13 protein-coding genes are annotated in these 21,415 nt (G+C 62.2%); 7 read left to right on the forward strand and 6 right to left on the reverse strand.

What is annotated here, in order from left to right:
• Positions 1-136: 136 nt before the first annotated feature.
• Together AB8B20_RS06955 and AB8B20_RS06960 are read left to right on the forward strand one after the other, a co-directional pair.
• Positions 137-3,463, forward strand: a complete 3,327-nt coding sequence (locus tag AB8B20_RS06955; RefSeq protein ID WP_439072102.1) for an adenylate/guanylate cyclase domain-containing protein — start codon at positions 137-139, stop codon at positions 3,461-3,463.
• A gap of 19 nt (positions 3,464-3,482) precedes the next feature.
• Positions 3,483-4,163, forward strand: a complete 681-nt coding sequence (locus AB8B20_RS06960; protein WP_439072103.1) for a peroxiredoxin-like family protein — start codon at positions 3,483-3,485, stop codon at positions 4,161-4,163.
• 348 nt (positions 4,164-4,511) lie between these two features.
• Here the strand turns inward: AB8B20_RS06960 and AB8B20_RS06965 are convergent, their stop codons facing one another.
• A complete protein-coding gene (locus AB8B20_RS06965; protein WP_439072104.1) occupies positions 4,512-5,906 on the reverse strand; it encodes an Nramp family divalent metal transporter in 1,395 nt (464 codons plus the stop codon).
• 154 nt (positions 5,907-6,060) lie between these two features.
• On the opposite strand from AB8B20_RS06965, the gene AB8B20_RS06970 reads away from it, so the two are divergent.
• The 5 genes from AB8B20_RS06970 (at position 6,061) to AB8B20_RS06990 (ending at position 12,648) form a co-directional block, all read left to right on the forward strand.
• A complete protein-coding gene (locus AB8B20_RS06970) occupies positions 6,061-7,320 on the forward strand; it encodes an MFS transporter (RefSeq protein WP_439072105.1) in 1,260 nt (419 codons plus the stop codon).
• Positions 7,321-7,518: 198 nt separating this feature from the next.
• Complete coding sequence (locus tag AB8B20_RS06975; RefSeq protein WP_089263837.1) at positions 7,519-8,652, forward strand: TRAP transporter substrate-binding protein; 1,134 nt, start codon at positions 7,519-7,521, stop codon at positions 8,650-8,652.
• Between the two features lie 118 nt (positions 8,653-8,770).
• Positions 8,771-9,439, forward strand: coding sequence for a TRAP transporter small permease subunit (locus AB8B20_RS06980; protein WP_120292142.1), 669 nt, complete (start codon positions 8,771-8,773; stop codon positions 9,437-9,439).
• Positions 9,436-11,292 (forward strand): TRAP transporter large permease, encoded by a 1,857-nt coding sequence (locus AB8B20_RS06985; protein ID WP_439072106.1) that lies wholly within the window; start codon positions 9,436-9,438, stop codon positions 11,290-11,292. The genes AB8B20_RS06980 and AB8B20_RS06985 overlap by 4 nt, the downstream gene beginning before the upstream one ends.
• Before the next feature lie 129 nt (positions 11,293-11,421).
• The gene (locus AB8B20_RS06990; protein WP_439072107.1) at positions 11,422-12,648 is read left to right on the forward strand and encodes a multidrug effflux MFS transporter; all 1,227 of its coding nucleotides are present in this window, start codon (positions 11,422-11,424) and stop codon (positions 12,646-12,648) included.
• Here the strand turns inward: AB8B20_RS06990 and AB8B20_RS06995 are convergent.
• The 5 genes from AB8B20_RS06995 to AB8B20_RS07015 form a co-directional block, all read right to left on the reverse strand.
• Positions 12,645-13,907, reverse strand: coding sequence for an adenylate/guanylate cyclase domain-containing protein (locus AB8B20_RS06995; RefSeq protein ID WP_439072108.1), 1,263 nt, complete (start codon positions 13,905-13,907; stop codon positions 12,645-12,647). The genes AB8B20_RS06990 and AB8B20_RS06995 overlap by 4 nt on opposite strands.
• A gap of 51 nt (positions 13,908-13,958) precedes the next feature.
• A complete protein-coding gene (locus tag AB8B20_RS07000; RefSeq protein ID WP_439072109.1) occupies positions 13,959-17,126 on the reverse strand; it encodes an efflux RND transporter permease subunit in 3,168 nt (1,055 codons plus the stop codon).
• Positions 17,123-18,250, reverse strand: a complete 1,128-nt coding sequence (locus AB8B20_RS07005; RefSeq protein ID WP_244528462.1) for an efflux RND transporter periplasmic adaptor subunit — start codon at positions 18,248-18,250, stop codon at positions 17,123-17,125. Before AB8B20_RS07005 ends, AB8B20_RS07000 begins: the two co-directional genes overlap by 4 nt.
• A 323-nt stretch (positions 18,251-18,573) precedes the next feature.
• Positions 18,574-19,752, reverse strand: coding sequence for an alpha/beta fold hydrolase (locus AB8B20_RS07010; RefSeq protein WP_439072110.1), 1,179 nt, complete (start codon positions 19,750-19,752; stop codon positions 18,574-18,576).
• Between the two features lie 56 nt (positions 19,753-19,808).
• Positions 19,809-21,167, reverse strand: coding sequence for a DUF4403 family protein (locus AB8B20_RS07015; RefSeq protein WP_439072111.1), 1,359 nt, complete (start codon positions 21,165-21,167; stop codon positions 19,809-19,811).
• Positions 21,168-21,415 lie beyond the last annotated feature (248 nt).

Genomic DNA, 21,415 nt, shown 5'->3' on the forward strand with positions numbered 1-21,415 from the left:
GCATGCGCGCTGGCAGGGCCGCAGCCATGGCTTGCTCTTCCGGCGCCACAAGCCCATTGTTACCAAGGATCCAGGGCCTGTTCGACGAGGTCCAGGATTAGATCGTGCCATCGCGGCTTCCGCGAGGTCTTGATCCATGAACTGCTCGCGTTGCGGTTTCGAGGTTCAGAGCGGCTTTGCGTTCTGCCCAAAATGCGGCGCGAAGCAGCCGGACCCATGCCCCAGTTGCGGCTACGCGTGCGCACCGGATTTTGCGTATTGCCCGAAATGCGGCGCCCGCGTCGATCACGCCCCCAAGGCCGGCAACCAGCGGGAGCCGTCATCGCCAACAATTTCGGCGACGGTCACGACTGGCGCCCGTTCACCGGCGCTGATGCTTGTCGAGCCCGAGCGCACACCCCGGCGGACGCTCCATAAGGTCGACAGCGAAGCCAACCGCCGCACCATCACCGTGCTGTTTGCGGACCTCAGCGGCTTCACCACGATGAGCGAACGGCTCGACCCGGAAGTCATGCAGGCGTTTCAGAACGAACTATTCGAGGAACTGACCGCAGCGGTGCAAAATTTCGGCGGCTTCGTAGACAAATTCATTGGCGATGCGCTACTCGCTCTGTTTGGTGCGCCGGCCGCGCACGAGGACGATCCTGAGCGGGCGCTCCGCGCGGCTCTCGACATGATCAAGCGCACGGCGTGCTTGAGCGAACGCTCGAAGATATCTGCCGGTTTGCCGCTCATGCTTCATGTCGGAATCAACACCGGGCACGTGGTTGCGGGTGGATTGGGCGCAGGCGTTGCCAAATCCTATTCCGTGACCGGCGACACGGTGAATACCGCTCAACGCTTGCAGTCGATGGCCCCCCCGGGCGACGTGCTGGTGGGACCGCTGACCTACCGCCTCACCCGGCATGCATTCTCGTATGAATCGCTCGGCGACGTTGCGCTGCGCGGCAAGGCAGGCAGCGTCCTGGTCCATCGTCTGAGGGGGCCGCTCGAGACACCGCGTGCGGCACGCGGACTCGAGATACTGGGCCTGAGCGCGCCGCTGATCGGGCGCGACGCGGAGATGGCCCGTATGATGGGGTGCCTTGATCTGGCGTGTGGCGGAGCTGCCCAGCTGATGCGGCTGGTTGGCGAAGCCGGCATCGGAAAAACGCGCTTGGTGGATGAATTCGTTACCCGCGCTCGCGATGAGGATCGCTTCGCAGGCGTGGCGATCCGGCGGGCCGCTTGCTCGCCGCTGGGCGAGCAATCCTACGGTACTCTTGCCGCAGTGCTGCGCAGCGCCTACGGCATCGCGCACAAGGCTTCGGCGGCAGAGGCGCAAGCCAAGCTAGCCGAAGCGTTGTCGGGGCTTGGCATGGCGGCCGAAGAGGTCGAGCGGCTGATGCCCCTCTATTTTTATGTTCTTGGTCTCGGCGACCCCGACGACGCCCTGCAGCACGTTGAACCGGAACAGCTTCGACGGCAGATTTTTTTCGCGATCCGCACCGTCTTCGAACGGCGTCTGGCCCTATCGCCCCTCCTGATCATTGTCGAGGACCTGCACTGGGCCGACGCCGTATCGCTTGAGGCGCTGCGGTTCGTGATGGATCGGCTGGAGCGCGGGCGGCTGATGCTATTGTTCACACACCGGCCGACACTTGAAATGGACCAGCTCGACTCAAGTCGAATTAGCCATACAACACTGCGGCTGGCACCCCTTGGCATCGCCGACGGACAAAAGCTGCTCGCGGCGTTCTTCGGTGACGGTTGGAATGGATCATCCGGCAATCTGTTCAATCGAATTCTCGAACGCGCGAGCGGGAATCCACTGTTCGTGGAAGAAATCATACGCGGTCTCATCGAAGCTGGCATTTTGGAACGTGACGGCTCGCATTGGCAGATCAAGTCCGATGAAGCGGCTGCTGACATCCCGGCGAGTATTCAGGCGTTGCTGCTCGCGCGAGTGGACCGACTGCCACACGGCGTGCGCAGGTTGGCCCAGGAGGCAGCGGTCATCGGGCCGCGCTTTGATGCGGCCCTTCTCGGTGCCACAGCGACCGACCCGGCGAAAGTAGAGGCAGGGCTTGAACTGCTGTGCGACGCCGAGATCATCGAGGAGATCGCGGGCGCAAATTCGATTTCGCTGCAATCCTATCGTTTCACGCAAACCATGCTTCAGGATGTGATCTACCAAAACCTCCTTCTGCAACGGCGCATTGAGATGCATGGGCGGATCGGTGCTGCCCTGGAGCGGCTGTGCGGAGATGATCCGGAGCGGCTCGAAGACCTCTCTCTACTGGGACATCATTTCTGCCTCAGCGCGAGCAAGCCGAAGGGTGCACATTACCTGAGCGCGGCTGGCGATCGCGCACGCGCGATCTATGCCAACGACGACGCCATCCGCCTCTATCAGCAGGCCCTCGCCGTCTTGTTGACCGCTGGCGATCAAGGACCGGAACGGCTTGTGCTATACGAACGAATTGCCGACCTGTGTGGAACGGCGGGCCGGCGTGACACGGCCGACGAACATTACCAGACGGTATTGGAGGCCCACCGCGCGGCCGGGGACCGCGCCGCCGGAGCGCGGATACTTCGCAAGCTTGGCCGTTTGATGTGGGACGCCGGCAAACGAAACGGGGCGGAGGCGCATTACGCCGAGGCGGCTGCGTTGCTCGAAGGAACGGACGCGCCGATCGAGTGGGCGCACCTGTTACAGGAGCGCGGCCACCTCGCGTTTCGCATCGGCGATCATGCTGCGGCCGCGAGATGGGCAGACGATGCGCTTGGCTACGCTCAATCCGTGCCGCCGGAGGTAGACAAGCAAGCCGGACTAGAAGCGGCTCGCGCCACCGCGGAGGCGCTCAATACCAAGGGGGTTGCATTGGCGCGGCTGGGCCGAAGCCAGGAGGCCGTTCGCGAGGTGGAGCGAAGCGTCGCAGTTGCCGAAGCCGCTGGCCTTCTCAGCGCAGCCTGCCGCGGCTACACCAATCTTGGCGTGCTCTACACGATGGTCGATCCGGCGCAAGCCATGGAAGTATGCCGGCGCGGTCTTGATGTCGCCCGCCGGATCGGCGATCTCGGTTTTCAGGCGCGTCTCCTTGTCAATCTCGCTGTCGCCTGTTGCACCTTCACGGACAGGTGTGCCGACGAAGGCGTGCCGGCGGCCGAAAAGGCGATCGAACTCGACCGCTCGCTTGATCAGCGCGAACATCTCGCTGTGCCATTGATTGTGCTCGGGCAAATTCATCAATGCCATGGCCAGCCGGAACTCGCCGCCCGCTGCTACAATGAAGCAATTGAGGTGGCGCAGGAAACGGGCGAGCCCCAGCAGCTCTTTCCATGCTATGATGGTCTCGCGACGCTGAACCTCGATCGAGGCGACATGCCTGAGGCCGAGCGGTATTTTGCTCTGGCGCACGATGTCTGCGCCCGACACGGGCTTGATCCCGAAGCGCTGGTCGTACTGCCATTTCTTGATTAGCAAGTAGAGGAGGTTGACCATGTCTGAGCATCATGTCGATGGGCTACTCCACCCGGGCGACCGCGCACCGAACATTGTGCTGGATGCGATCACACGTGACGGCAAGATCGCGCTTGATGACTTTCGCGGCCACAGCCCAGTACTGGTCGGCTTGTTTCGAGGTCTGCACTGCCCGTTCTGCCGGCGCCATCTCGCGGCCCAGGCGCAACTTGACCCGGCCCTGCGCGAGAAAGGCGTCGAGAGTCTCGTGGTGGTCAACACGCCTATCGACCGTGCGCGGCTCTATTTCCGGTATCATCCCTTGCCCAATCTGCTCGCCGCGTCCGACCCCGAGCGCGTCTCGCACCGCGCGTTTGGCTTGCCCAATCTCGAGTTCACGGAGAGCGAAACCGAATGGCCGCGCAAGCTGGGTATGAACGCCGTCATGAGCATGCGGATGGACATGCCGGGCGAACTGCCCGAGCCGATGAACCCGATGGCGGCGGCCGATCTTCTCAACATGAAGGACGGCTACGAAATAACCGAAGCCGACGAGCACATGCTTACAACTGGCCAGGGTCAGCTCTTTGGCCAATTCCTGCTTGACCGGGAGGGCATCGTACGTTGGAGCTTTACCGAAGTTCCTGAGGGGGGCAATCGCATGTTCGGGGCTCCCACTCCACGAGAGCTGATGTCGGCGGCTTCCGAGGTTGCAGGCTAAGGCATTTCGCTCAACGTCGCCTTGGAGGCCGATTCACTCAGCCTGCAAACGCATATTGTCGCCGAAGGAAGCATCTACGCTTTGCTGGGACCCTATGCAGTCGCCGCGGCATCGAAGGATGTGCCGTCTGCAATCGTCGAAACTGGTCGATTCGGTCGTCACGCGCCACATTGCTCAGGCGATGTCGCGTCACGGAAGCCTGACGCTGGCATGCCGGACCGTCATGGAGCTCACGCGGGAGATCGCGAAATCCAGCGCGGCAGGATTACGTCGCACATGGCCACGAAGGCCAGTCCCCTTCACCAAAGTCTGGTGGCATCATCTGCAGCTGCCTTAAATTTCAAGGCTTCAGCCGAAAAAGGTGTCGTAAAGCAGCTTGCAGTTCAGGATCACGATGATGCCAGCGATGATCCATGCCACCGTGGCGACCGACCGCGAAATTACGAAGTCACCCATTTTTCGCCGATCCGAGACAAACCGCACCAGCGGGATGACCGCAAACGGCAGCTGCATCGACAGGATGACCTGACTGAAGACGAGGAGTTGTCCGGTGCCGCGTTCGCCATAGAGCGCGGTGACGACCACGACCGGGACGATCGCGATGCCACGGGTCACGAGCCGGCGCGCCCAGTTCGGCAGGCGCAGCCGGAGAAAGCCTTCCATCACGATCTGGCCGGCCAGCGTCGCCGTCACCGTCGAGTTGAGACCGGATGCCAGCAGTGCGATCGCGAAAAGCGTCGATGCGATACCGAGGCCTAGCAACGGCGACAACAACTCGTAAGCCTGACCGATCTCGGCCACATCGGCATGACCTGACGTATGGAACGTCGCGGCGGCGACGATGAGGATCGCCGCGTTGATGAACAGCGCCAGCATCAGCGCGATGGTGCTGTCCGTCGTCGCCCACTTGATCGCGTCGCGGCGGCCCTCATCGGTGCGCGGATAGGCACGGGTCTGCACGATCGACGAATGCAGATAGAGGTTATGCGGCATCACGGTTGCGCCGATGATGCCGATCGCAATGTAGAGCATTTCGGGATTGGTCACGATCGCGGTGGACGGCAGGAAGCCGCTCAGCACTGCAGCCACGGGCGGCGCCGCAGCGACAATCTGAACCGTGAAACAGACCGCGATGACGATGAGCAGCGCGATCACGAAAGCTTCCAGAAAACGGAAACCCTTGTTCATCAGCAACAGCAGCAGAAAGGCATCCAGCGCGGTGATGAGCGCGCCCCCGATCAGCGGAATGCCGAACAGCAGCTGCAGCGCAATCGCGGTACCGATCACTTCCGCCAGATCGCAGGCGATGATCGCCGTCTCGCAGGCCAGCCACAGCATGATGTTGACCGGCCGGGAAAAGCTGTCACGGCAGGCCTGCGCCAGGTCGCGGTCGGTGACGATGCCCAGACGCGCGGCCAGTGCCTGCAGCAGGATCGCCATCACGTTCGACAGCAGGATCACCGAGAGCAGCGTGTAGCCGAATTTCGAGCCACCTGCGAGATCGGTCGCCCAGTTGCCGGGGTCCATATAGCCGACCGAGACCATGTAACCCGGTCCGGCGAATGCCAGCAGCCGCCGAAACCAGTGGCCGCCGATCGGAACCGGGATCGACGAATTGACCTCCGAGAGGCTGCGGCGGAAATCCCCGCCAAGGCCGGAGCGCCAGCCCGCCGCGTCTGGAACGCTGCCAGGGATTGGAGACGTTGACGAATCGGGCGAGGTTTTCGGCGAAAGTGCATCCATCAGAGCTGCATAGAGCAATCCCTCCCTTGTTGCAACTCATTTGCAACTGCATCTAGCCGGTTGGTGGGCACTCCCTGTCACGGCGTGCGCTCAGTAATCGGGTGGCTGCGCGCTCGTCCGGCCCCCATGGTGGCTGTCACAGACAGGAATCGCCATGTCCCACTCCTCCATTGATCGACTGCCTGACACTTTCAACCGCCTCGCCTGGTCGAACCTCGCGGCGCAGTCGGCCGAGCAGATCGCGCTAGCGGCCGCGCCCATCGTCGCGGTGCTATTGCTCGGCGTCGGCGAAGGCCAGACCGGATTGCTGCAAACCGCGCTGACCTTGCCCTTCGTGCTGTTCGCCATTCCCGCCGGCCTGCTCGCCGACCGCATGTCGCGCCGTGCCCTGATGGCCGGAGCTGAGGCGCTGCGCGCGATCGCGCTGTTGCTGATCCTGGCACTGATCTGGTTCGGCGCGCTGACGATGCCGCTGCTCGCTTTGCTCGGCTTCGTCGCGGTGTGCGGCACCGTGGTCTACAGCGTCGCCGCGCCCTCTCTTGTGCCATCGCTGGTCGTGCCGCAATTGCTTGGCGCGGCGAATGCGCGGATCGAAATCGCGCGCACCGCGGCTTTTGCGAGTGGTCCTGCCATCGGCGGCGCGCTCGTCGGCTTCACTGGCGCCGCGCCTGCCTTCGGCTTTGCCGCAGCGCTGTCGATCATCGCTGTCGCGTTGCTATCGGGCATCCACGAGCCCCTGCGCACAGCCATTCAACAACGCAACCCGGTGCAGGATATCGCCGAAGGCCTGTCCTTCGTCTGTTATCATCAGTATTTGCGGCCGGTCTTCATCACACAATTCATCTTCAGCGCCGCGTCCTTCATCGTGCTGGCAGTGTTCGTGCCTTACGCGGTTCGCCATCTCGGCCTCTCCGCCTCCGGCGTCGGCGTGACACTCGCGATGTATGGCGTGGGCATGGTGATCGGCGCATTGCTGGCAACACGTGTGATGAGACGGTTGCCGTTCGGCACCGTGATCGCGCTTGGCCCCGTCACCGGCTTCGTTGCCTCCGTTGTGATGGCACTGACCACATGGATCCCCTCGCCGGCTTTGGCGGGCCTGAGCTTCTTCCTGCTCGGCGTCGGTCCGATCCTGTGGGTGATCTCCACCGCGACGTTGCGACAGTCGGTAACGCCGCCGAGCCTGCTCGGACGCGTCTCCGCGATCAACATCCTGAGTTACGGCGCCCGTCCGATCGGGACCGGGATCGCGGCCGTTGTCGGCGGGCTCTATCACGCGGAGGCGTGCCTCTACCTCGCCGTCGCGGGTTTCGCCTGGCAGGCCATGGTGATCTTGACCTCTCCGGCGGTTACACTGGAACGGCAGCCGGACATGGTCGGCGATTTGACCGGATGCGTTCCGACGAAAGTCTAACAGGCTTGGTGTAGTTCATCTGTAGTTCGCACTCGCTCATGATCTCCCCGCACCGCAGCACGGATAGTTAATGTAGTTACGCCGCGTCGAAGCGTCGCAGCAAAGCGAACTTTCTTGCCAAAGCTGCAAGCAAGCCTTTGTCTTGTTACCAATCAACAAGGTCAGTCCGCAAAAGGACGACCATTCGGGGAGAACACAATGGCTTCATCCAAGGACAGGACTCCGTCTCGGCGCCGCTTTCTGAAAGTCGCCACCGCCGGTGCCGCTGCAAGCGTCGTCGCTCCGGCAATCGCCCAGGCGCAGGGCCCGATCAGCATGCGCTGGCAGAGCACCTGGCCGGCCAAGGACATCTTCCACGAATACGCGCTCGACTACGCCAAGAAGGTCAACGACATGACGGGCGGCGACCTCAAGATCGAAGTGCTTCCGGCCGGCGCCGTAGTCCCGGCCTTCGGCCTGCTCGATGCGGTCTCCAAAGGCACGCTCGACGGCGGCCATGGCGTGATGGTCTATCACTATGGCAAGCAGACTGCGCTGGCTCTGTGGGGTTCCGGCCCGGCCTATGCGATGGATGCCAACATGCTGCTGGCCTGGCACAAATTTGGCGGCGGCAAAGAGCTTCTGGCAAAGCTCTATGCATCGATCAATGCCAATGTCGTGTCACTTCCCTACGGGCCGATGCCGACCCAGCCACTCGGCTGGTTCAAAAAGCCGGTGACCAAGGCCGATGATCTCAAGGGTGTGAAATTCCGCACCGTCGGCATCTCCATCGACGTGTTTACCGGCCTTGGTGCAGCGGTGAACGCATTGCCCGGCGGCGAAATCGTCTCGGCGATGGATCGCGGCCTGCTCGATGCGGCCGAGTTCAACAACGCTTCGTCGGACCGCATCCTTGGATTCCCCGACGTATCCAAGACCTGCATGCTGCAGAGCTATCACCAGAATGCCGAACAGTTCGAAATCCTGTTCAACAAAACCAAATATGACGCCCTGCCCGAGAAGCTGCGGGCGATCATCGCGGGCGCCGCCGATGCGGCCGGTCAGGAAATGTCCTGGAAGGCCATCGACCGCTATTCGCAGGACTACGCGGAGATGCAGAGCAAGGACAAGGTCAAGTTCTACAAGACACCTGACTCGATCCTGCAGAAGCAGCTTGAGGTCTATGACGAGGTCGTCGCCAAGAAATCGGCCGAGAATCCCCTGTTCAAGGAAATCTCCGAGTCCCAGCAGGCCTTCGCCAAGCGCGCCACGCAGTGGGAGCAGGACACGGTCGTGAATCGCCGCATGGCCTACAACCATTACTTCGGCCCGAACGCGAAGAAGAAGACCTGACGCCATCAGGCGCACATATCCCGCATCATCCGGGACTTTCTCCCGGATGATGCTTTGTTGTTGCCTGATATCGCCGATCTTCACCTGCCCACATGTCCTGTAGACTGGCCTCCATGAAATGACCGCTGAGCGTTTCCTGCAATCCATCGACGGTATCAGTACATTCGCCGGCAAGGCCGCGGCCTGGCTCATTTTGGGACTGATGGGCCTCGTCTGCGCCGAAGTGTTCAAGCGCTATATGCTGAACATGCCGACGGCGTGGATCTTCGACGCGTCGAACATGCTCTATGGCACGCTATTCATGCTGTGCGGCGCCTATACGCTGGCGCAGAACGGTCATGTCCGTGGCGACTTTCTATACAGCTCGATGCGGCCGCGCACGCAGGCCTCGCTCGATCTCGTTCTCTACATCGTGTTCTTCCTGCCCGGCATCGCCGCGCTGGTCTATGCGGGCTGGGACTATGCGGGCGACAGCTGGCGCATCCGCGAGCATTCCAACGTCACGGCGGACGGGCCGCCCGTCTATCATTTCAAGGCGATGATCCCGCTCGCCGGCGCGTTGCTGTTGTTGCAGGGCATGGCTGAAATCACCCGCGCCGCGATTTGCCTGAAGACAGGGGTGTGGCCGAGCCGGCTCAAGGACGTGTCCGAAATCGATGTCGTCGAGGAGCAGCTCGCGCATAGCGAACACGTCGATGATGACGTGCGCCGGAATGCCATCGCGCAGGCGCAGGAGATCGAGGAGAGCGCACGCCAGCGCGGCATGGGCGGGGAGACGCAAAAATGAGCGATCCTGCACTCGGCCTCCTGATGCTCGGCCTCATCGTTGTCGTGATCATGCTGGGCTTCCCCACGGCCTTCACGCTGATGGGTCTCGGCATGTTCTTCGGCTTCTTCGCCTATTACCGCGCGGGTGAGTCCTGGGCCGACAACCACATCTTCGATCTGATGGTCCAGCGCACCTATGGCGCCATGACCAACGACGTCCTGATCTCCATCCCGCTCTTCGTGTTGATGGGCTATGTGATGGAACGTGGCGCGCTGGTCGACAAGATGTTCTATTCGATCCAGTTGGCCTTCCGCCGCGTCCCGGCCTCGCTGGCGGTGGCGACGCTGATCGTCTGCACTTTCTGGGGCATTGCCTCAGGCCTCGTCGGCGCTGTCGTCGTACTGATGGGCGTGATCGCTTTCAATCCGATGCTGAAGGCCGGCTATGACGTCAAGCTGGCGTCCGGCGTGATCACGGCTGGCGGCACGCTGGGCATCCTGATCCCGCCATCGGTGATGATCATCGTCTATGCCGCCGTCGCCGGACAGTCTGTCGTGAAGCTCTATGCCGCTGCGATGTTTCCGGGCTTCTTTCTGGCCTTCCTCTATCTCGTCTACATCATCGGCTGGGCGCTCATTAACCCGAAGATCGCGCCGAAGCTGCCCGAGAGCGAAACGCGCGTGCCCATCCGGCCGTGGATTGCCGATCTGCAGCAAGCCTATTCGCACAAGATGCTGCCGGCCCTGCTGACGGCTGCCGTGGCACCGTCGCGCGCCATGGCGCTGACCATGGACGGCGCGCGGGTCACCTATGCGACGATCCTGAAGAATCTCGGCTTTGCTTTGGTGCCGCTCGTCCTGGCGCTGACCACGCTATGGGCCGCGTGGTGGTATGTCGTCATCCATCCGCAGCCCGACGCCCCCACGCCGGCCGCGATCACCGAGCGGGTTCAGTCCAGCGGCACGGTCGCACCCGAAGAAGAAAAGCTGGAGGAGCTCGGCGCCGCCCAGTCCGGCTCGGCAAAAGAGAGTGAACCCGAAGTTCTGCAGCAGATGGGCAACGCCGACCTGCAGAACAGCCCGACCAACGCGCCCGTCGATGCCGGACCACCGCCGGAATTCTACACCTACTTCGCCTTCACTGCTGCCATCATCGCACTGATGCTGTTCTATTATTACTGGACCATGGGCGCCGCGCAGTTCGAGGTATTGCGACTGCTGACATCGTCCGTGATGCCGCTCGGCATCCTGACCGCCATCGTATTGGCCGTGATCCTGCTCGGCATCACGACGGCAACAGAGTCCGCCGCCGTCGGTGCCGCCGGCGCGTTCCTGCTGGCCTTCCAGGCTCGGACGCTGGACTGGAAACGCACCAAGGAGGCCGTGTTCCTGACCGCCAAGACCACATCCATGGTGTGCTGGCTATTCGTCGGATCGGCGCTGTTCTCCGCGGTGTTCGCCATTCTCGGCGGACAGGCGCTGCTGGAGAGCTGGGTGCTGTCGCTGAACCTGACGCCGGTGCAGTTCATGATCCTGTCGCAGGCGATCATCTTCATTCTCGGCTGGCCGCTGGAATGGACCGAGATCATCGTGATCTTCGTGCCGATCTTCCTGCCGATGCTGAAGCATTTTGGCATCGACCCGATCTTGTGGGGCGTGCTCGTCTTCGTCAACCTGCAGGCCGCCTTCCTGTCGCCGCCGGTCGCGATGTCCGCCTTCTATCTGAAAGGCGTCGCGCCATCGCATGTGACGCTGAACCAGATCTTCTCCGGCATGATGCCCTACATGCTCATCGTCATCATCTGCATGGTGCTGATGTATATCTGGCCCGGCCTGACGCTGTGGCTGCCGAATTACCTGTACGGCAACTGATCCAGTAGCCCCAATCACCGCCGGGAACACGGCGGTGGCACCCGTCCTCCCGGAATACCGCATGACTGCCCTGCTCTTTGCAGCCCCCTTTATATGATGTACATCATTTATGAAAATGAGGACCATCATATGACCGACCGCACGGCAGACGCCATGGCAGATACCCCGCCGCAGGAAGCATCCTCCACCGCACTGCAGATCGCGGTCCTCGCGGGGCTGGCCTCGATGGGTACCCTGGCGACCAACATACTGCTGCCATCGCTGCCACAGATGGCGGTATCGTTGCAGGTAACGACGCCCGCAGTTACGGCATCGATCACCGTGTTTTTGCTGGTCTTCGCGCTTGGCCAATTGCTGGTCGGGCCGATCTCCGACCGTTACGGGCGTCGCATGCCGGTGCTGGCCGGTTTCGCTGTCTTCATCATCGGCAGCATCTGGTGTGGCGTCTCGACTGATCTTTCTTCGCTACTGGTCGGCCGCGCGATCCAGGCCGCCGGTGCCTGTTCGACCTCGGTCCTCTCGCGCGCCATCGCCCGCGACCTGTTCAGCGGCGCCGCGCTGGCACGCGCACTCACCTTGGTGATGATCGCGCAGGCAGCAGCCCCCGGCTTCTCCCCGCTGCTCGGTGGCGGGCTCGATTATTTTTTCGGATGGCGTTCAGAATTTGTTTTCGTTGGCGCTTTCGCGTTGTTGTCGGCGCTCAGCTATGTCCTGGTGCTCGGCGAAACCCACACCATAACGCGTATCCCGCTCAATCCGCTCGCCGTCAGCGCGACCTATCTCAAGCTCTCGGTGAACCGCCATTTCCTGATCCCAGCCGCCACAGTTGGCCTGATCATGGGTGGACTGTTCTCGATCTTCTCCGCAGCACCTCGCATTCTCATTGAGGGCTACGGCTTCACACCGATTGCGCTCGGGCTGTTCTTTGCGGGCACCGTGCTGGTTGTGTTCGGCTCCGGCATGCTGGCCGCCCGCCTCGCTCCCCGCTTCGGGCTGGATCGGGCCATTCGCTATGGATTGCTGATCGCGTTCATCGGCAGCATCGCGGTGCTCGCGACCGCCTATTTCCACGGCAACGTCGTCACCTTCATCGCCGCGACCTGTGTGTTCCTGCTGGGCATGGGCGTGGTCAATCCGCTCGGCACGGCGCAGGCGCTGTCGCCGTTCGGCACCCATGCCGGCGCCGCCTCGGCACTGCTCGGCTTCTGGCAGATGATGGGGGCCGCGATCGGCGTATCCCTGTCGGCCACGATCGTGCCGCAGGCCGCATTGGCGCTCGGCATCGTTCTCGGTGCAGCCTGCCTGATCGCTATCGTACTCTACGCCATGCGCCAGCCAACCACTGCGGTCAGCTAACGCGCCAGATAGCGCTCATAGCCGCCGCGCACGACCTCGTCGCTGTCGATCTCGGGATCCAGCGTGTAGAGATCCTGCGCACGGCCGATACCGCGCAAGGCGTAGCGGCCCGTGGAGACCAGATACTTGCGGCCGGCCGCATCGAGCCCGGCCTGAAACGCGGACGAGGTCAACAGCGGCCGATCGACCGACGAACACATGGAAGCGATGCGGCTCACCTCGTTGACCGAGGGACCAACCACGGTGAAATCGAGCCGCTCGTCGCTGCCGATATTGCCGTAGAATACTTCGCCCTCATGCAGACCGACATAGGCCGTCGTGACTGGCCGGTTCGCCGCTAGTCGTTTCGCATTCAGCTTGGCGATATTCTTGCGGAACTGATGTTCGGCGCGCAAGGCGTTGCGCTTCGCCTTCACCATGTCGTCGCCGGTGAACATCGCCAGAATGCCGTCGCCGATAAGTTTGAGCACGTCGCCACCGACATCATGGATCGCAGCGATCGAGGCTTCGGCATAGTCATTCAAGAACGGGATGATCTCGTCCGGTCCGATCGCCTCGCTGATCCCCGTGGAATTGCGCAGGTCGGAAAACCACAACACCGCATTGATACGCTCAGTGACGCCTCGCGCGATCTTGCCACGCAGAACCTGTTCAGCGGCATCGCGGCCGAGATAGACGCGGCCAAGGGTGCGCGCGATCTCCATCTGGGCTCCCGACTTGATGGCGAGACCGAGCATCGGCACCAGTTCGCGCAACGCCGACATCTGGCGCTCGTCGAACCCGTCTTCATGGCGCGTGGCCCAGTACGAATAGAGGCAATCCATTTGCCCCATCGAGCCAGCCTCGCCGAACTTGTGCAGGAACACGGCGCCATGGCGGTGACCGCCTTCCCGCAAGCTGCTGACCATCGAGAAGCGGTCGGCAATCCCGGGCGCGTGCAGATCGAGCCGCAATTCGTCGTGCCCCTCTTCCAGCATGTGGAAGAACACCGATCGTCGCCAGTTCGCGGCGGCCTCGCCGATCTCGGTCGAGCCGTATTCGAACACGTCGCTCTCGTTGCTGGCCGTGTCGTTCCAGCGAAAGCCACGGCCCTCGAAGATCGGATGCAGCGTGTCAATGAAGACGAGACCACGGGATACATCGATGCCGCCGGCACGGCAGCGCTCGCAGAAGCCACGGATCAGGTCGTTTTCCGGAAGGCCGGTCAGACCCTCGCCGACCAGCCAGCTCATCAGTTCAATGCGTGCGGCAGTTTCCATGAGACACTTGTAGGATGGGTTGAGCCTTTGCGAAACCCATCCTGCGGCGCTTTAACCATGCGCGCCTTGCTCCTTGGCGTGGATCTCGACGGAGCCGGGGAACAGGCGCCGGATCAGGATGTAGAAGACCGGCGTGAAAACGAGACCGAAGATCGTGACGCCGATCATGCCGAAGAACACCGCAACACCGACGGCCTGACGCATCTCCGAGCCGGAGCCCGACGAGATCACCAGCGGCAGCACGCCGAGAATGAAGGCGAAAGACGTCATCAGGATCGGGCGGATACGCAAACGGCAGGCCTCGATCACGGCTTCGAGCTGGTCGCGGCCTTCCTGCTCGATGTCGCGGGCAAACTCGACGATCAGGATCGCATTCTTTGCCGCCAAGCCGACCAGCACGACGAAACCGATCTGGGTGAGGATGTTGATGTCCTGCCCCATGATGCGTACGCCGATGGTGGCCGCGAGCAGGCACATCGGCACGATCAGGATGATCGTGAACGGCAATGTCCAGCTGCCATATTGCGCGGCCAGCACCAGGAACACGAACAGCACGCAGATCGGGAAAATATAGAGACCCGCATTGGCGCCGGTGGACTGCTGATAGGACAGATCGGTCCATTCAAACGCGAAACCGCTCGGCAGCGTGTCGTCCGCGAGCTTCTTCATGGTCGTGAGCGCCGTGGCCGAGCTGGTGCCCGGCAGCGTGTCACCTTGCAACTCGGACGACGGATAGAGATTATAGCGCGCGACGCGGTCCGGACCTGCTGTGTCGCTGAAATTCACGACACTGCCCAGCATCACCATGTTGCCCGCGCTGTTGCGGGTCTGCAGCCGCGCCAAATCCGCCGTTTCCTTGCGGAACGGATAATCCGCCTGCGCGGTGACGTGATAGGTGCGGCCGAGAATGTTGAAGTCGTTGACATAGGTCGAACCGAAATAGGTCTCGATCGCCTCGGTCACGTTCTGCATGGGCACGCCGAGCATCTGCGCCTTCTGGCGGTCGATATCGACGAACACCTGCGGCGTGTTGGCGGAGAACGGCGAGAACACCGACGTCAGGCCCGGCGCACGGCGCGCGGCATTGACGAGTTCATCGGTCGCCGCGGCCAGCAGTTGCGGCCCCCTGCCCTGACGATCCTCGATCCGCATTGCAAACCCACCACCGGTGCCGATGCCCGGCACCGCGGGTGGCGGTAGCACGATGATGAAAGCGCCTTCGATCACCGACAGGCGCTTGCGCAATTCAGCCGTGATGGCTCCCGCGCTCAGCCCCTTCTTAGCGCGCTCCTCGGGATTCTCGAACACGGGGAACATGGCGGCCGCATTGCCGGCCTGGGTGAAGGTGGCACCGGACAGGCCGGCCAGCGCCGGCATGCGCGCGACACCGGGCGTATCCAGCACGATGCCTTCGATCTGCTTGACGATCGCCGTCGTGCGCGCCAGCGACGAGGCACCGGGCAATTGCGCGACCACGATGACATAGCCACGGTCCTGCGCCGGAATGAAGCCCTGCGGCGTGGCATAAAGCAGCCAGCCGGCAGAGCCGATCAGGGCGACATACAGGATCAGCATCAGCGCCGAATGCTTGATGACAAAGCCCGCGAGGCCGCCATAGGCATGCGACAGGCGGTCAAAACCGCGATTGAACACGCCGGTGAACGCCGCCCATCCCCGTGCCAGAAAATTCCAGCTCGCCGGCGGTTTCTTTTCGTGATGCGGCTGCAGGATCAGCGACGCCAGCGCCGGCGACAGAGTCAGCGAACAGAAGCATGAGATCGCCGTTGCGACCGCGATCGTGATGGCGAATTGCTGGAAGAACTGTCCGGAGATGCCGCCGAGAAATGCCGTGGGCACGAACACCGCGCACAGCACCAGCGCGATCGAGATCAGCGCGCCGCCGACCTCGTCCATGGTCAGCAGCGCCGCGTCGCGCCGGCTCATGCCGTCGCCGAGATGGCGCTCGACATTCTCCACCACCACGATGGCGTCGTCGACGACAATGCCGACCGCGAGCACAAGCCCGAACAGAGTAAGGTTGTTGATCGAGAAGCCCAGCGCGGCCATCACGGCGAATGTGCCGACCAGCGACACCGGAATAGCGATGATGGGAATGATCGCCGGTCGCCAGCCTTGCAGGAACACCAGCACGACGATGACCACGAGCACCATGGCTTCATAAATGGTCTTGATCAGCTCCGAGACCGACTGGGCGATGAATTCGGTCGGGTTGTAGCCGATATTGTAGTCCAGCCCCTTCGGGAAATCGGCCTTGAGCTTCTTCATCTCCTCTTCGATGTTCTTCGCGGTCGCCAGCGCGTTGGAACCCGGACGCTGATAGACCAGCATGGCCACCGCTTCCTTGCGCAACAGGAAGCCGTTGGTGGTCGACGACAGCGCGCCTATCTCGACGCGCGCGACATCACGGAGACGCACCAGACGGCCATCGTCGCCGGCTTTCAGCACGATGTCCTCGAACTGCCTCGGCTCCTTCAGACGACCGGTGAAGGTCAGGTTAGGCTGAAACGCGCGATCTGCAATCGGCGGTTCGGCGACCTGGCCGCCCGCAATCTGCAAATTCTGTGCGCGGATAGCAGTCAGCACGTCGCCTGCGGTCATGCCCAGCGTGGCAATCTTGTCAGGATCCAGCCACAGCCGCATCGAATAATCGCGCGCGCCGAAGATGGTAATGTCGCCGATGCCATCGAGGCGCAGGAGCGGATCGCGGACCTGACGCAGCGCGTAGTTCGAAATGTAGAGCTGGTCGTAAGTGTCGTTAGGCGACAGCATGAACACGACCATCATCAGGTCGGGACTGTTCTTGCGGGTGACGACGCCGTTGCGCTGGACCTCCTCCGGCAGCCGCGGCTGCGCGATGGCCACGCGGTTCTGCACCAGCACCTGGGCTTTATCCAGATCGGTGCCGAGCTTGAAAGTCACGGTGATGTTGAGCTGGCCGTTCGAGGTGGCCTGGCTGTAGATATACAGCATGTCCTCGACGCCGTTGATCTCCTGCTCGATCGGCGTCGCGACGGTATCCGACACAGTCTGTGCCGATGCGCCGGGATATTGCGTGGTCACGACCACGGTCGGCGGCGCCACCTGCGGATATTCCGCAACCGGCAAGGTCGTGTAAGCAAGCGCGCCGACGATCAGCAGCACAATGGAGAGCACCATCGCCAGGATGGGCCGGTTGACGGAGAGGCTGCCCAGATTCATGGCTTTGTGCCAGCTGCTGGTGCGGGCGTCGCGGCAGCCATCTTCGGCGCCACCTTGGCGCCCACACGGGCGCGCTGAATCCCGTCGACGATTACCCGATCGTCGGGTTTGAGCCCTTCCCTGATCACCCGCAATCCGCCATCCAGCGGCCCGAGTGTCACAGGCCGCGCCTCCACCGTGTCATCGGCTTTCACCACCATCACGATCTTGCGTGACTGGTCGTTGGCAACCGCAGCATCAGGAATCAACAGCGCTTCATATTCGCCGCTGGCAATGACCCGGACCCGGGCGAACTGGCCAGGCAGGATGGAGAGGTCCTTGTTATCGACAATGGCGCGGCCGCGCAGCGTGCCGGTGCCGACATCGAGCCGATTGTCGAGGAAATCCATCTTGCCTTCGTGCGACGGCTTGGTTTCGCCGACCAGCGTGATCTGCACGGGATTGGGCGTATCGCGCGAACTCGGCCGCTTGCCCTCAAACCACAGCTTGCTGTTGCGGACATAAGTGGCTTCGTCGGTGTCGAAATAGACATAGATCGGGCTCAGCGACACGATCGAGGTCAGCAGCGTCGCGCCACTCTCGCTGCCTTGCACCAGGTTGCCGACCGTCACGAGATGACGGCTGACGCGGCCGGCGATCGGCGCGACCACCTTGGTATATTCGACATTGAGTTGAGCTTGCTTCAGTGCACCTTCGGCCTGCAGCGTCGCGGCCTGCGCGGCGGCTATTGCCTGGCTGCGTTGATCGACGATATTCTCGGAGATCGCCTGGGTCTTGATCAGCGTGGTCGCGCGCTCCAGCTCCTTCTCCGCCAGCACGACCTTGGCCTTGGCATCGTCGAGCTGGCCCTGCGCCTGCTCCGCTGCAGCCTGATACTGGCGCGGATCGATTTCGTACAGCAGATCGCCGGCCTTGACGACGGCGCCGTCCGTGAAAGCAACCTTGGTAACGAAGCCGGTTACGCGGGCGCGAATCTGCACCTGTTCGATTGCATCAAAGCGGCCGGTGAATTCATCCCAGTCGGTGGTGACCTTCTTGGTGGGATTGGCGACCGTGACGGGTGGCGGCGGAGGTGCAGCGGCCTCTTCCTTCTTGCCGCAGCCGGCGAGCAGGAGAAGAGCCACAACAGGCGCTGCGACCGACAAACACGACGCAAAGGCATTGCCAGTGTCATATAATCGAGAAAGAACGCGAGAAAAACCGATTGAATTCTTCAAAACCAGACCCCCGCGGCGACATCCGATATCGCCGCATCATGCGCTATATCAATTCGACATCAAGCGAAATAATATCAAGGCGCGCCGCCGCAAGTGCGATGCGGAGGTATCTGCCCTATCCGACGGGATAGTTGACTTATCAAACGTCACGCGGCGGTCACATCGTCGCGATGATGACGCGTGTACGGTGACATCGCGTAGCGACATCACATATTGCGCAGAGTTGGCGTTCAGCAGTCGCTTGGCGCTGCATTGCCAGCAAAGCGTTCGCTCATCCAGTTAACGGCGTCATTGGCGGCATCGCGGCCGGCAAAGCCATGACCGACGTTCGGCATCAGCAACATGGTGACGCGGCTGCCGGCCTTGCACTGGCGCTGGAAGTAAGCTTTTGTCACCGCGGGCTGCACGAGATCGTCATTAGCACCCTGCGCCAGAAACAGCGGAATGGTCTTCGGCAGAACACCCGGCGTATTGCGCGCGGCCAACGTCTTCCACGGGTCGATCGTGGCGATGTTGGACACGGAGAGGAACGTCTGCTCGAGGGTCTTCTCGGCAGCGCCGCGTTCGATGATATCGAAGATCGACTCGATGCAATCGTTCGCTAGCCGGTCGACGGTGGGAATAGCGGCCGGAAGTACGACCTTGTCGATCGGCGCCCCGAAGACACGCGTCCAGGACCACAGAGTCATCGCGGTGAGGTTCTTGCCACCGGATGTCTTGAAGTCGTCGCCCATCAACGTGATCAGGTCGGTGGCGGGCGCCGCCGCCGCAACGCCGACCAGGTTGAGTTCCGGCGCATAGGTCTTTGCCAGCAGGCCCGTGTAGAGCGCGGCGTGGCCCCCCTGCGAATGGCCCCACACTGCAAAACTGCGGGCGCCGCCGGAGCCCGGCAACATCCGCGCCGCGCGCACGGAATCGAGCACCGCGCGGCCCTCGCTGGTCCCGACAAGGTAAGGGTGTGGTCCGGCAGTGCCGAGTCCCGGATAATCGGTCGCGACGACGACCGCGCCACGCTCGATCAGTGGTCGCAGGCCCATCATTTGCTGAAACACGAACAGCGCCAGCGACGGTGCACAATGCGGAACGACGCCTGTGGTCGGATGAGCCCATGCCACGATCGGCCGTCCATTGGCCGGCGGCTCGCCTGCGGGAATGACGGCGACACCAGAGACCGCAATCGGCTGGCCTTCGAGACCGGTCGATCGATACAGGATGCGCCAGGCTTGCGCGCCCACCGGCGCGAAAGCCATCGGCTCGGAGCGGATCAACGTGCCGGGGGAACCGGTGAGTTCCTGCGCGGAGGCCTGATAGAATGGCGTTTGCGCCGAGGCGCTTTGTGCGAGGAATGAGAACCCTACAGTCGCCAATGCCGCGATTATTCGAAGTGCGGGTTGAAGCTGGATTGTCATCGGCGCCTCGTCAAATTTATAGCATTCTTGTTGTAAACGAACGCGCTTTCGCGGCATCAAAGCCCGTAAAGCAACTTCAGCCGGCCGTTGACGCGCAGGTTAATCCGCAGTCCGTCAGATAGCAGCTGCAAGTTCGCGAGACCTGCCGACTGCAATTGTCCTTCGCTCCGAAAGCCGTCGGCGAGCGGCCGCGTCAGCTTCGCATTCGCCGATGCGATGAAACGATCGCGCTCGGCCTGATAGCCGACGCTGAGGCGTTGTCGCAGCTGTTGCAGAAAGGCCGAATTGCCGAGTATCGCTGCGATGTCCGATGATGCTGCCGCCGCATCCGCCTGAAATGCCAAATCCGGAAAAGCGACCATCTGCGTCGCATCGTCGACCTTTGGCGTCGCGGTGAGATAGATCCATTCGCCAGCAGCGTTTGTGGACGACGCACCGACGCGCAGGCCGACCACGAGTTTGCCCGCCGACGGATAAATGTCGAAGCCATTGATGTTCGGCCCACCGCCCGCATTGGCGGCGATAGCGTCCTGCACTTTCTGCTTGATCGCTGCGTAGTCGATGGTGACTGGCACGATGATCTCGAAACGGCCGGGATCGCTGACCTCGCTGCCCAGAGCCGGCAACGGTGTCGGCGCATTGTCCGGTGGCGGCGTTCCGATCCCCGTAACGGTTGTGCCTGCGATCTCGAGCGAGCCTTCCAGCACCTTGCCTTCGGCGCGCACGCCCGAGAAAGCGACACTCTGTGGCGTCGTCTGCAGCCAGATCGCTGGCTGATCGACAATCGGCACCGTCGCAAACGCGTGCTGCCACGCGGATGTCGCCTTGGCCTTAATATTCAGCGCAGCAATGTTTTTCGCTACATCGCCCTGCACGCGCGACAGCTGCGCGCGGATCTTGGGCTCGACATACCTCGATAAGTTGATCCGGAAACCGAGGATTTGCAACGTCGGCGGCTCCTGCCAGCGGAAGCCTTCGCTCATGTCCAGCAACACCGACCAGTCCGGTCGAAGCCGCGGCCGCGCACTGGCATAGACCATCATCGCGCCCTCGCCCTCACCATGCAGCAGCCGCGCGAAGCGACCAATGCCCTGCCCTTCGACACTTCCGAACAGCGGCATCGATGCATTCAGCTTGCCAGCCTCCGCACGGAGCGAGATCGGACCGGTGCGATCGATCGTTCCCTCATAGCTGCAATCGATGTTCACATCGCGGCCAAGAATTCTCCTGTTCCAACAACTGCGCCCATCATCTTCGAACGTCGCCAGCCGGCGCGGGATCTTGCGTTCCAGTGCACTATCGATAGCCACGAGACCGAACTCAATGATCGCCGAGATCTTGGAGGACGTCGATGTCGGAGCTAGGATATCGGGGCTAAGCGGCGGCTTGTCGGCAGCCAATGCAGACAGTGACATTAGTCCAGCCAGAACGATGCCGCTTATTACGCTCGAGCGTATGTGCGAAATACAAGCGTGATTACGATCAAATTGTCGGAGCGGACCATTAAAGGACATCATCGGCACACCCGCCCCGCATCGATTGTCTATGCGTACAAATCCGCGACGGCTTCAGAATACCATCTCTGATTGTCACAGCAAGTGCATCAATGCGATGGTGCTGTCGCGCAGCCGAACTATCTCCGTTTCAAGGGGTGTGAGCCCAT

Origin of the sequence: Tardiphaga sp. 866_E4_N1_4 (genome assembly GCF_052076075.1) — a bacterium.
Lineage (GTDB): Bacteria > Pseudomonadota > Alphaproteobacteria > Rhizobiales > Xanthobacteraceae > Tardiphaga > Tardiphaga robiniae.